This is a genomic window from Kineococcus gynurae, assembly GCF_042433995.1.
In the GTDB taxonomy this organism is placed as follows: Bacteria; Actinomycetota; Actinomycetes; order Actinomycetales; family Kineococcaceae; genus Kineococcus; species Kineococcus gynurae.
This window is the reverse complement of record NZ_JBHLUI010000009.1, coordinates 178,389-190,215: the sequence shown is the minus strand read 5'-3', so window position 1 is coordinate 190,215 and position 11,827 is coordinate 178,389. Positions and strand designations below refer to the sequence as shown.

Genomic DNA, 11,827 nt, shown 5'->3' with positions numbered 1-11,827 from the left:
CCCGGTCCGCGCCGACCCGGGGGTGCGGCGTCACCCGCGCGGGCGCAGCACGTAGGCCGTGTAGCCGTAATCGGCCCCGTGGCGGGCCCGCACCTCGATCTCGGCGCCCACCTCGGCCAGGACGCCGGCGTCGACCCCCTCCGCCCGCAGCTGGGTCAGCCGCCGGGCCAGGGGCTCGTAGTAGGCCGCCCAGTCCGTCTCGGGCAGGACGTAGCCGGCCGCCACGGTGAACCCCGCCCCCTGCGCGGCGGCCACGTTCTGGGCCGTCGTCCGCATGGCCGGGTAGCCCGCGTCCCAGAACGCCCGGGCCTCCGGCGAGGGGTCCGGGACCAACCACTCGGCCTCGGTCAGCACCAGGGTCCCGCCGGGACGCAGCAGCGGTCCCCAGGCGGCGAGCGCCGCGTCGAACCCCATGACGTAGGCCGACCCCTCCGCCCACACGAGGTCCACCGAGGCCGGGGCGAGGGGGAGGGCGTCCATGGAGGCGCGCAGCGGCTCCACCCGGTCGCCGACACCGGCCGCGCGGGCCCGCTCCCGCAAGCGTTCCAGGAAGGGCGGGTGCAGGTCCACCGCCACCACCCGCCCGCCGGTGAGCCGGGCCAGGGGGACGGCCGAGGGCCCCGTCCCGCAGCCCACGTCGACCACGCGCGGCTCGTCGGGCAGGGGCCCGACCAGCCGCAGCAGCAGCGCGGTGGTGGCCTCCGACCCCGGCGCCTCCCGGGGCAGGTCCTCGTGCGCCCGCCAGAACACCGCGGCCCGGTCGTCGGTGACGTCCATCCCCCCACCCTGGCCCGGGCCGGCCCCCGTATCGACGGGTTTTCCGGCCCCGGCGTCGGTCAGGACCGGAAGGGGCCCTCGAGCCGGGCCCACTGCAGGAGCATGATCGTCTTCCCGTCGACGATCTCGCCGTCACGCACCATCCGCAGGGCCTCGTCCACGTCGATCTCGCAGACCTCGATGTCCTCCCCCTCGGCGGCCACGCCGCCGCCCGGTCCGGTCCGGTCGGCGGCGGTGTAGGGCGCGGCGTAGAAGTGCAGCCGCTCGGTGACCGACCCCGGGCTCATGAAGGCGTCGAACACGGGGGTCACCGCGCCGACGCACACCCCCAGCTCCTCCGCGGTCTCCCGCCGGACCGCGGTCTCCGGATCGTCCTCGTCCAGCAGCCCCGCCGCGGCCTCGACGAGCATCCCGTCCGGATGGCCGTTGACGTAGGCGGGGAAGCGGAACTGCCGGCTCAGCAGCACGGTCCGCCGGGCCACGTCGTGCAGCAGGATCGTGGCGCCGTTGCCGCGGTCGTAGGTCTCGCGGGTCTGCCGGGTCCAGCGACCGTCGCGGCCCCGCAGGTCGAAGGTGGTGCGGCGCAGCACGTGCCACCCCTCAGACGTGAGCTCGACCTCGCGCACCCGGACGTCGGGGTTGCGGGTGAGGTCGCGTCCGGCGCGGTCCAGCCCGGTCCGGCCGCGGTGGTCCGGGACGTCGACCCCGGGGCGGGGCGACGCGGGCGGGGTGGTCGGGCCGGGGGTGGGCGGGGGCGGGGTGGTGGTCACGTCCCCACGGTAGGGCAGAACGTGCAACAATCGTCAAGACCGTGCAGAAACAAGATGGGACCCCCGGGTCCGACGAGGAGGGGCGATGCTCGCCGCCGAACGCCGCGACCTGCTGCTCGCCCGGTTGCGGCGCGACGGGCGGGTCGTGGCCCGCGACCTCGCGGCAGAGCTGGGGCTCTCCGAGGACAGCATCCGGCGGGACCTGCGCGACCTGGCCGCCACCGGGGCCTGCCAGAGGGTTTACGGGGGAGCGGTGCTGGCCTCGGCCGCACTGGCCGACCACCGGGCCCGCGACGGCGTCGAACCGGACAGCAAGCGGGCGGTGGCCCGGGTCGCGGCGGGTCTGCTGCGTCCCGGGTGCGTGGCCCTGCTCGACGGCGGGACCACGACGCGCGCGGTGGTCCGGGCGCTGGACCCCGACCTCGCGTGCACGGTCGTCACCCACAGCCCGGTGCTGGCCGTCGACCTGCTCGAGCACCCGCGGGTCGAGGTGCTGCTCCTCGGCGGCCGGCTGTTCCGGCACTCGGCGGTGACCTGCGGGGCGGCGGCGGTCGAGGCGGCGGCCACGATCGCCGCCGACGTCTTCCTGCTCGGCGTCACCGGCGTGCACCCGGAGCACGCGACCACCACCGGCGACCCCGAGGAGGCGGCGATGAAGCGGGCCCTGGCCGCCCGGGCCGCCGAGACCTGGGTCCTCGCCAGCCGGGAGAAGCTCGGGGCCGTCTCGCCGTGGACCGTGCTGCCCTGGGAGCGGGTCACGGGGGTGGTGACCGACGGCGCACCGTCGGGGACGACGGACCGCCTCCGGGCGCGCGGCGTCACCGTCCTCGGCCCGGCCGACCGGGCCTGAGCGCGCACACCGTCCCACCCCGTCCCACCCCGTCCCACCCCGTCCCGAACGGGCAGGCTCAGGCGCCGGTGAGCAGGTCCTCGGCCAGGTCGGCGTCCTCGACGTCCTCGCGGGTGATGCCGAGCAGGGGCAGCACCGCGTCCAGGTAGGGCAGGTTGAGCGCCGCGTCGGCCTGCTCGCGCACCACGGGTTTGGCGTTGAACGCGATCCCGAGACCCGCCGCCCCGATCATGTCGAGGTCGTTGGCCCCGTCGCCGATGGCCACCGTGCGGTGCAGGGGGAGCCCCTCCGCGGCCGCGAACTCGCGCAGGGCGCCGGCCTTGGCCGCCCGGTCCACGACCGGCCCGAGCACGCGGCCGGTCAGCCGGCCGTGGACGACCTGCAGCCGGTTGGCACGGGCGTGCGCGATGCCCAGGCTCGCGGCCAGCGGCCCGACCACCTCGAGGAAGCCCCCCGAGACCAGGGCCAGGGTGAAACCGAGCTGGTGCAGGGTCCGGACCAGGGTGCGCGCCCCCGGCGTCAGCCGGACCGCCTCGCGCACCTCCTCGATGACGGCGACGTCGAGCCCCTCCAGGCAGGCCACCCGCTCGCGTAACGAGGCGGCGAAGTCGAGCTCGCCGCGCATGGCCCGCTCGGTGACCTCCCGGACCTCCTGCTCGCGCCCGGCGTGGGCCGCGAGCAGCTCGATGACCTCCTGGCGGATGAGGGTGGAGTCCACGTCCATGACCACCAGTCGCCGCCCCATCCGGGCCAGGCCGCCGGGGGAGACGGCCGCGTCGACGCCGTGGGTGGCCGCGACCACGGCCAGGGCGCGGCGCAGGTCCAGCAGCTGCTCGGGGCTGCCGTCGGTCGAGACGTCGAGCTCCACGCTGGTCACCGGCTGCGCCGACATGCGCCGGATGCGGTCGACGTTGGCCCCCCGGTCGGCGAGGACGGTGGTGATCCGGGCCAGGGCCGCCGGTCGCAGGGGCGCACCCAGCAGGGTGACGTGCAGGCGACGAGGCCGACGGGGCGGCTCCTCCCCGGAGCGGCGGCAGGTGACCTGCGCGCCGGTGGCCGCGGCCACCCGGGCGGCGGCCGCCTCGACCGCCAGGACCAGCGCGTCGGGGTCGGTCCGGGGGTCGGTCCGGGGGTCGGTCCCGGCGTCGGGGTCGAGGTCGAGCAGCACGGCGAGGGTGAGCCGGCCCCCGACCACGACCTGCTCGACGTCCAGCACCGGCGCCCCGGTCGGGGCCAGCTCGCCGAACAAGGCCGAGGACAGGCCCGGGCGGTCCTCGGCGGTCAGGGTGACGAGGACGCTCGGACGGGCGGCGGCAGGCACGTCGTCAGACGCTACCGCCCGACCCGGCGCGCACGAACGCCGTCCAGGCCGGGTCGGCCGACTCCAGGACGCGCAGCACGTTCTCACCGCCGAGGAGACGGAGGTCGGCCTCGGACCAGCCGCGGCGCCGGAGCTCGGCGAACAGCACGGGGTAGGCGGCGACGTCGGGCAGGTCCCGGGGCATGTCGGGGCTGCCGTCGTAGTCGCCGCCGATCCCGACCCCGCTCACCCCGGCGACCGAGCAGAGGTGCTCGACGTGGTCGGCGACCGTGGACGCGTCCACGCGGGGGGCGGGCCCGCTGCGACCCGTCCGGGACCAGACGTGGTGCTCGCGGGAGAGGAAGTCGGGGACGAAGGTGACCTGGTAGACCCCGCCGCCCTCGGCGACGCGGCGGACCACGTCGTCGGGCAGGTTGCGCGGGTGCGGGTTCAGGGCTCCCGCGCAGGAGTGGCTGACGATCACCGGCGCCCGGCTCACGTCGAGGGCGTCGTGGGCGGTCGCCACCGAGACGTGGGCGAGGTCGACGAGGACCCCGATCCGGTTCAGTTCGGCCACGACTTCGCGGCCGAACGGACTCAGCCCGCCGTGGGTGGGCTCACCCGTGGCCGAGTCCGCCCAGTCGTGGCTCGCGGTCCAGGTGAGGGTCAGGTAGCGGACCCCGAGCCGGGCGTAGGCGCGCAGGACCGCCAGGGAGTTCTCGATCTGGTGCCCGCCCTCGACCCCGAGCAACGACGCGATCCGCCCGGCGGCGATCGCCGCGCGGGTCTCGGCCGCCGTCCGGGTCAGGCGCAGCGTCTCCGGGTGGCGCGCGGCCATCCGGTGCACGACGTCGATCTGCTCCAGCGTGGCGGTGACGACCTCGGGGCCGGAGACGACCGAGTCCACCCAGACCGACCAGAACTGCGCGGCCACACCTCCCGCCCGCAACCGGGGGAGGTCGGTCTGCGCCTCCTCGGGCGGGAGGCCGGAGTCCAGACCCTCCACCGAGGAGGCGCGGCGGGTGCGCAGCGTCCAGGGCAGGTCGTTGTGCCCGTCGACCACCGCGACGGGAACCGGGTCGGACAACTCCCTCAGGCGTTCTTCTCGTCGCGCCAGTCCAACCACGCCCGCAGCGGGGACAGGTCGTAGTCGGGCCCGGACACCGACACCGTGACCAGCCGGGTGCCCACCTCGTGCAGGGCCTCGCCCACCACGGCCGGGTCGTCGGTCAACGAGACGCCCGCGGACCGCTCGATCTCGCCCGGGTCGCGTCCGATCTCGGCGCAGCGCTGGTCGAGCACGGAGTGCTTGTGGGCGATGGTCCCGGCGTCGCCGAACCCGTGCCAGATGTCGGCGTGCCGGGCCACCATGCGCAACGTCTTCTGCTCCCCGCCCCCGCCGATGAGGACGGGGATGTGACGGGTGGGGGTGGGGTTCAGGGCGGCGAACCGCTTCTCGATGCGGGGCAGCGCCTCGGCGAGGCGGTCCAGGCGCCCGCCGGCGGTCCCGAACTCGTAGCCGTAGGCGTCGTAGTCCTTCTCGAACCAGCCGGACCCGATCCCCAGGATCAACCGTCCGGTCCCCGTGTCGTGCGCGGAGATGTGGTCGACCGTGCGGGCCATGTCGGCCAGCAGGTCGGGGTTGCGGTAGGAGTTGCAGGTCACCAGGGCGCCGATCTCGATGCGGCTGGTGGCCTCCGCCCAGGCGGCGAGCACCGTCCAGCACTCGAAGTTGACGCCCTCGGGGTCGCCGGACAACGGGTAGAAGTGGTCCCAGTTGAACGCGACGTCGGCGCCCAGCTCCTCCACCGCGGCCGCGGCCCGACGCAGGCCCGGGTAGTCGGTGTGCTGCGGCTGCAGCTGCACGCCGATGCGCACACGGTGGGTCCCGCTCACGGCCGCAGCACCTGACCCTTGCCGACCACGGTGATGCCCGACTCGGTCACGGTGAACCCGCGGGCGCGGTCCTCCTCCGGGTCCACCCCGACCCGGGCGTCCTCGGGGATGTCGACGTACTTGTCGATGATGGCCCGCTGCACGACCGCGTGCCGTCCGACCGTCACCCCGTCCAGCAGCACCGACTCGCTCACGTGCGACCAGGAGTCGAGGCGGCAGTTCGGCGAGACGACCGACTTCTCCACCAGCGCACCGGAGACCACGACGCCGCCGGAGATGATGGAGTTCACGGCGTGGCCGTAGGTGCCCTGCCAGCCGTGCACGAACTTGGCCGGCGGGTAGAAGTCCTGGGCGGCGATGATCGGCCAGTCGTAGTTGTAGAGGTTGAAGACCGGCATGACCGAGATGAGGTCCTGCTGCGCCTCGTAGTAGGAGTCCAGCGTCCCCACGTCGCGCCAGTAGGCGCGGTCGCGGTCGGTGGCCCCGGGGACCTCGTTGTCCTTGAAGTCGTAGACGGCCGCGGCCCCGCGCGAGACGAAGTCGGGGACGATGTCGCCGCCCATGTCGTGCTTGGAGTCCTCGTCCTCGGCGTCGCGGGTCACCGCGTCGACCAGGGCGTCGGTGTTGAAGACGTAGTTGCCCATCGAGGCGAGCACCTGGTCGGGCGCGTCGTCGAGACCCTTGGGGTGCTGGGGTTTCTCCAGGAACTCCGCGATCTTCGTCGAGCCGGGTTCGGTCTGGATGACCCCGAACTGGTCGGCCAACGAGATCGGCTGACGGATCGCCGCGACCGTGCACTCCGCACCGGAGGCGATGTGCGCCTCGACCATCTGGTGGAAGTCCATGCGGTACACGTGGTCGGCGCCGACCACGACGACGATGTCGGGCCGCTCGTCGCTGATGAGGTTCATCGACTGGTAGATCGCGTCGGCCGAACCCAGGTACCAGCGTTTCCCGACGCGCTGCTGGGCCGGGACGCTCGCGATGTAGGAGCCGAACAGGTTCGACATCCGCCACGACTGCGAGATGTGCCGGTCGAGGCTGTGGGACTTGTACTGGGTGAGCACCACGATCTTGCGGTACCCGGCGTTCACCAGGTTGGAGAGCGCGAAGTCGATCAGGCGGTAGGTCCCACCGAAGGGCACCGCGGGTTTGGCGCGGTCGGCGGTCAGCGGCATCAGCCGCTTGCCCTCCCCACCGGCGAGGACGATTGCGAGGACGTTCGGTGCGGCTGCCACGAGCCGAACACTAGGACCCCCGACGTGTGCTGCACCACAGGCTCCCCGGAATGGGGGAGACGGTCCCCACCTGCGGTTCCGCTCGTGCCCGGATGGGGCCCGGATCACGTCCGGGTGCGCCCGGTCCGCCGTTGCGTCCCCCCGTGCTCCGCGCCGGGCGGCGCCCGTCGGTCCCGGGGCGCTCCCCCCGCGCGGACGAGCCGGGGATCTCGTGTCCGGGGTGCGGAGTAGGTTGGCGCCCGCCCGACCCCGCCCCACCCGAGAACGACCAGGGAGCAACGATGCGCGTCGACCTGCTGACCAAGGAGTACCCGCCGGAGATCTACGGCGGGGCCGGTGTGCACGTCGCCGAGCTCGTCGCCGCGCTGCGCTCCCTCGCGGGGGGCCCCGAGGTCCAGGTCCGCTGCTTCGGCGCCCCGCGCGAGGAGGCCGGCGCGACCGCCTACCCCGAGCCGGAGACGCTGGCCGGGGCCAACGCCGCCCTGCGGACCCTGGGGGTCGACCTGGCGATCGCGGCCGACACCGCCGGGACCGACCTGGTCCACTCCCACACCTGGTACGCCAACCTCGCCGGGCACCTGGCCTCGCTGCTGCACGGCGTCCCGCACATCGTCAGCGCCCACAGCCTGGAACCGTTGCGGCCGTGGAAGGCCGAGCAGCTCGGTGGCGGGTACGCCGTCAGCTCCTGGGCCGAGAAGACCGCCTACGAGGCGGCCGCGGCGGTCATCGCCGTCAGCGCGGGGATGCGCGCCGACATCCTGCGCAGCTACCCGGCGCTGGACCCGGCGCGCGTCCACGTCGTGCACAACGGCATCGACGCCGCGCGCTGGACCCCCGTCGAGGGCCGGGACCTGGTGCGGGCCAACGGGGTCGACCCGGACCGCCCCAGCGTGGTCTTCGTCGGGCGGATCACCCGGCAGAAGGGGTTGCCGCACCTGCTGCGGGCCTGCGCCCAGCTGCCGCCCGAGGTCCAGGTCGTGCTCTGCGCCGGGGCCCCCGACACCCCGGAGATCGCCGCCGAGGTGGCCGGGCTGACCGCCGAGCTGCAGCAGCAGCGCGACGGCGTCGTGTGGCTGCAGCGGCACCTCTCCCGCGAGGAGCTTCTGCAGCATCTGTCCCAGGCGACGGTGTTCGTCTGCCCCTCGGTCTACGAGCCCCTCGGCATCGTCAACCTCGAGGCCATGGCCTGCGGTGCGGCCGTGGTCGGGACCGCGACCGGCGGCATCCCCGAGGTCGTCGCCGACGGCGAGACCGGGTGGCTGGTCCCCATCGAGCAGGTCACCGACGGCACGGGCGCCCCGGTCGACCCCGACCGGTTCGTGGCCGACCTGGCCGCCGCGCTCACCGAGGCGACCTCCGACCCCGACCGGGCGCGCGCCTTCGGGGCGGCCGGGCGCACCCGCGCGGTCGAGCACTTCTCCTGGGACGCCATCGCCGAGCGGACGCTGGAGGTCTACCGCTCGGTGCTGTGAGCCCCGCGGGGCCACCCGGACCGGTCTCGGGAGTCGGGATCTCGACGACGGTGCCAGAGTCGGGCGGGTGCCCCGCATCACCGCCGTCCATCCGGTCCTGCCGGCCCACCGGCACGAGCAGGCCGACATCGCCGAGGCCCTCGTCGGGCTGATGACGTCGGGGCCGGGGGAGGCCGAGCTGCTGCGCCGGGTGCACGCCGCCTGCGGGGTGCGGACCCGTCACCTGGCCCGGCCGCTGGCCGACTACACGCGCCGGTCCGGCTTCGACGCGGCCCAGCAGGCCTACCCGGAGCTGGCGACCGGGCTGGGGGTCCGCGCGCTGGAGGGCGCGCTGGACCGGGCCGGTGTGGGACCGGCCGACGTGGGGTTGCTGCTGTTCACCACGGTCACCGGGGTCGGGGCGCCCTCGGTCGACGCGACCGTCGCCGCGCGGGCGGGACTGACCCCGCACGTCCTGCGCTGGCCCTCCTTCGGACTGGGCTGCGCCGCGGGGGCGGGCGGTCTGGCGCTCGCCGCGGACTGGGCCCGGTCCCGTCCGGACGGGGTCGCGGTCGTGCTCGCCGTCGAGCTCTGCTCCCTCACCGTGCGGACGGAGCACCCGGAACGGGCCGACGTGGTCGCCGCGGGACTCTTCGGCGACGGCGCGGCCGCCGCGGTCGTCGTCGGTGACGACCGCGCCGCGGGGCACCCCGGCCACGACGTCCTCGCCGCCCGTTCGCACCTCTACCCCGAGGAGACGGCCGCGCTCGGTTTCGAGCTGTCCGCGGCCGGTTTCCGGATCGTGCTCTCGCCCCGCATGCCCGGCCTCGTCCGCGACCGGCTCGCCCCCGACCTCGCCGCCTGGCTGCGCGACCGCGGCGAGGACGTCCCCGCGGACTGGGTCGTGCACTCCGGCGGGCCCGCCGTCATCGACGCCTACGAGGACGGCCTGGGGCTGGCCCGCGGCCGGTTGGACCCCTCCCGGCAGACCCTGGCCGAGGTCGGCAACCTCAGCTCCGCGGCCGTGCTGCACACCCTGGCCGCGGGCTGGGACCGGCCGCACGGCAGCGGGGACCGGACGGTGCTGGCCGCCGTGGGGCCCGGGATCAGCGCGCAGTCCCTCGTCCTGGGCTGGAGCGCGTCGTGAGCGTCACCTGGTTCACCGTCCTGGTGCTGGCCACCGGGCTGGAGCGGGTCGCCGAGCTGGTGGTGTCGACCCGCAACGCGCGCTGGGCGTTCGCCCGCGGCGGGCGGGAGACCGGCCGGGGCCACTTCGGGCCGATGGTCGCCCTGCACACGGGGTTGCTGCTCGCCTGCCTGGTCGAGGTCCACCTGGCCGGGCGCGCCTTCGTCCCGGCGCTGGGCTGGCCCGCGCTCGCCCTGGTCGTCCTCGCCCAGGCCCTGCGCTGGTGGTGCATCGCCACCCTCGGACGGCAGTGGAACACCCGGGTCGTCGTCGTGCCCGGGGCCCCCACGGTCACCCGCGGCCCCTACCGGCTGCGGTGGTTGCGGCACCCCAACTACGTGGCCGTCGTGCTGGAGGGGGTCGCCCTGCCCCTGGTGCACGGCTGCTGGGTCACGGCGGTCGTCTTCACCGTCCTCAACGCCGTGCTGCTGCTGGGGTTCCGGATCCCGACCGAGGAACGGGCGCTGCGGGGGCTCAGCCCCGCCGCAACCGGGCCCGGACGCCCGGGGCGCTGAGGACTGCCACCGCCGCCCCCACCGCGACCCCGAGGACGGTCTCCAGCAGCCGGGCCAGCAGCAGGGAGCCGACCGGTTGCGGTGCGGCGAGCTGCCCCAGCAGCAGCGCCAGCGGCGTGATCGCCACCATGGCCAGGCCGTAGTGACGCACCACCAGCAGCTCGGTGGCCGCCTGCAGCGCCACGACCACGGCGACGATCGCGACCGGGGGCAGGTCGGCGGCCAGCAGCCCGGCCGCCACCGCGAGCCCGACGACCGTCCCGGCGACCCGCAGCAGACCCCGGCTCAGCTGGGCCGCCAGCCGGGGGACCGCCAGGGGGACGACCGCCGCGACCATGGCCCAGGACGGGTGGCTCGTCCCGGTCCGCTCCGCCACCGGGACGGCCAGCGCCCCGGCCAGGGCCACCGCGGTCGCCACCCGCACCGCGTGCGCCCGGCGCTCGCGGGGGCCGGAGGACGGGGCCCGGGCGGGGGCGGGGGCCCGCACCCCGCGCCGACGCACCTCCAGCACGCCGAGCAGCACCGACACGGCCGCCACCGCGGTGACCGACCCGGCCGCGGCCAGCACCTGGGGGGCCCCGGCGGGGACGCCGGCGATCGCCCCGGCGGGGACCGAGGCCGCGGTCGTCGCGGCGAACACGGCGAACATCGGCCCCGGGGGCACCCAGCCGAGCCGGTCGGAGAGCCAGCCCGCCGCGAGCGCCCAGAGCACGCCGACCAGGACCAGCAGGAGCCCCGGCGAGCCGCCCGCGGCGGCGAGGGCACCGGTGGCGACCGCGGCGGAGAGGACCACCCCGGCCACCGCCTGCACCCGCCACCGCCCGGCACTGGGCCGCGCCCCGCCGTAGACGGCCGCGAAGGCCCCGAACACCGCGTAGCCGGCCAGCGCCAGGGAGTCCGTGAGCAGCAGCAGCGCCAGCGGCAGCAGCACGCAGAGGCTCGTGCGCAGCGCCGCGGGCCCGGAACCGGGCGCCGCCCGCACCGTCACCAGGCCCTCGGCGAGGGCTCGCCAGCCCGTGGTCACGCCGGACCGGGGACGTTCACCGCCGTCACCAGCGCGCGCCGGGCGACCGTCCCGACCTCGCGCAGGGCTCGGGTGCGGGCCCCGGCCTCGTGGCCGGTGAGTGCGGCCCCGTCGTCCTCCACGGCGAGCTCGACGATGGCCAGCACCTGCGCGGCGCTGGCCAGCACCCGGGCCGCCCGCGGCGGGGTCGAGGGGGGCAGGGTGTCGGGGGCCAGGGCCCCGGCGCGGACCTCCTCGATGCGCCGGGCGGCGTCCTCGCGCCAGCGGGCGACGTCGAGGTCGGCCAGCACCCGGGCCGCCGTGGCCAGCGCGGTGCGCAGCTCGCGCTCGGACTCGGCCAGCGAGGAGGACTCGGGCGCCCGGCGCGGGGCGGCCACGGCCGCCGTCCAGGTCACGTCCACGCCGGGTTCCAGCTCCGAACCGAAGGACCGGACCTCCGGGATGAGGGCCCACCGCGCGGGCGTCGCGGCCAGCTCGACGACGACGCACTCCTCGGCCTGCAGCGCGGCGATGTTCACGGCGGCCGGGCCGGGCAGCCCGCTGGGGTCACCGGGCACGGGCAGCGCCAGCAGCACCTGACCGGGGGCCGACTCGGCCAGGGCTGCCAGCAGCACGGTCAGGTCGTCGGGTCGCAACCGGGGCAGGGCCGGCAGACCGTCCACGTCGGCGGGCCAGGCCACCGTGTGCGGCTGGTCGTGACCCTGCACCGCGGCGAGGGCGGTGGTGAGGTCGGCCCGCCCGGCGAGGACGGCCGAGCCCCAGGCGGCCAGCCGGACGGAGCGGGGGAGGTCGAGCACGCCGTCGACCCTAGGGCCTTCCG

The 11,827-nt window shown here is 75.8% G+C and carries 12 protein-coding genes; 4 read left to right on the top strand and 8 right to left on the bottom strand.

The annotated features are described in order from the left end of the window. Positions 1–30: 30 nt before the first annotated feature. Complete coding sequence (locus ACFFKU_RS12505) at positions 31–777, bottom strand: SAM-dependent methyltransferase (RefSeq protein WP_380138379.1); 747 nt, start codon at positions 775–777, stop codon at positions 31–33. A gap of 59 nt (positions 778–836) precedes the next feature. Further along, positions 837–1,547: an NUDIX domain-containing protein gene (locus ACFFKU_RS12500; protein WP_380138377.1), complete on the bottom strand. Its 711-nt coding sequence runs from the start codon at positions 1,545–1,547 to the stop codon at positions 837–839. 85 nt (positions 1,548–1,632) lie between these two features. On the opposite strand from ACFFKU_RS12500, the gene ACFFKU_RS12495 reads away from it, so the two are divergent. After that, positions 1,633–2,397, top strand: a complete 765-nt coding sequence (locus ACFFKU_RS12495; protein WP_380138376.1) for a DeoR/GlpR family DNA-binding transcription regulator — start codon at positions 1,633–1,635, stop codon at positions 2,395–2,397. 58 nt (positions 2,398–2,455) lie between these two features. Here ACFFKU_RS12495 and serB read toward each other — a convergent pair whose 3' ends face one another. The 4 genes from serB to glgC are packed head-to-tail and all read right to left on the bottom strand — an operon-like array spanning position 2,456 to position 6,831. Further along, positions 2,456–3,718, bottom strand: a complete 1,263-nt coding sequence (serB, locus tag ACFFKU_RS12490; RefSeq protein WP_380138374.1) for a phosphoserine phosphatase SerB — start codon at positions 3,716–3,718, stop codon at positions 2,456–2,458. A gap of 4 nt (positions 3,719–3,722) precedes the next feature. Further along, positions 3,723–4,784 carry a dipeptidase gene (locus tag ACFFKU_RS12485; RefSeq protein ID WP_380138373.1) on the bottom strand — a complete coding sequence of 354 codons (1,062 nt, stop codon included), beginning with the start codon at positions 4,782–4,784 and terminating at the stop codon, positions 3,723–3,725. Between the two features lie 5 nt (positions 4,785–4,789). After that, the gene (locus tag ACFFKU_RS12480) at positions 4,790–5,593 is read right to left on the bottom strand and encodes an LLM class F420-dependent oxidoreductase (RefSeq protein WP_380138371.1); all 804 of its coding nucleotides are present in this window, start codon (positions 5,591–5,593) and stop codon (positions 4,790–4,792) included. Beyond that, positions 5,590–6,831 (bottom strand): glucose-1-phosphate adenylyltransferase, encoded by a 1,242-nt coding sequence (gene glgC / locus ACFFKU_RS12475; protein ID WP_380138369.1) that lies wholly within the window; start codon positions 6,829–6,831, stop codon positions 5,590–5,592. The genes ACFFKU_RS12480 and glgC overlap by 4 nt, the downstream gene beginning before the upstream one ends. A gap of 281 nt (positions 6,832–7,112) precedes the next feature. Here glgC and glgA point away from each other — a divergent pair, with 281 nt between their 5' ends. From glgA to ACFFKU_RS12460, 3 genes are all read left to right on the top strand, one after another. Continuing rightward, positions 7,113–8,303 (top strand): glycogen synthase, encoded by a 1,191-nt coding sequence (gene glgA / locus ACFFKU_RS12470; protein WP_380138367.1) that lies wholly within the window; start codon positions 7,113–7,115, stop codon positions 8,301–8,303. Positions 8,304–8,370: 67 nt separating this feature from the next. Next, a complete protein-coding gene (locus ACFFKU_RS12465; protein WP_380138366.1) occupies positions 8,371–9,429 on the top strand; it encodes a type III polyketide synthase in 1,059 nt (352 codons plus the stop codon). Continuing rightward, a complete protein-coding gene (locus tag ACFFKU_RS12460; protein ID WP_380138364.1) occupies positions 9,426–9,983 on the top strand; it encodes an isoprenylcysteine carboxyl methyltransferase family protein in 558 nt (185 codons plus the stop codon). Before ACFFKU_RS12465 ends, ACFFKU_RS12460 begins: the two co-directional genes overlap by 4 nt. On the opposite strand, the gene ACFFKU_RS12455 is transcribed toward ACFFKU_RS12460, so the two are convergent. Together ACFFKU_RS12455 and ACFFKU_RS12450 are read right to left on the bottom strand one after the other, a co-directional pair. Continuing rightward, positions 9,943–11,007 (bottom strand): FUSC family protein, encoded by a 1,065-nt coding sequence (locus ACFFKU_RS12455; RefSeq protein ID WP_380138362.1) that lies wholly within the window; start codon positions 11,005–11,007, stop codon positions 9,943–9,945. The two genes, ACFFKU_RS12460 and ACFFKU_RS12455, sit on opposite strands and share 41 nt — an antisense overlap. Further along, positions 11,004–11,804, bottom strand: a complete 801-nt coding sequence (locus ACFFKU_RS12450; protein ID WP_380138360.1) for an Rv1486c family protein — start codon at positions 11,802–11,804, stop codon at positions 11,004–11,006. The genes ACFFKU_RS12455 and ACFFKU_RS12450 overlap by 4 nt, the downstream gene beginning before the upstream one ends. Between the last annotated feature and the right edge of the window lie 23 nt (positions 11,805–11,827).

Coding starts and splice junctions, on each gene's coding strand:
- glgA (WP_380138367.1), top strand. CDS start 7,113: ATGCGCGTCGACCTGCTGACCAAGGAGTACCCGCCGGAGATCTACGGC.
- ACFFKU_RS12495 (WP_380138376.1), top strand. CDS start 1,633: ATGCTCGCCGCCGAACGCCGCGACCTGCTGCTCGCCCGGTTGCGGCGC.
- ACFFKU_RS12505 (WP_380138379.1), bottom strand. CDS start 777: ATGGACGTCACCGACGACCGGGCCGCGGTGTTCTGGCGGGCGCACGAG.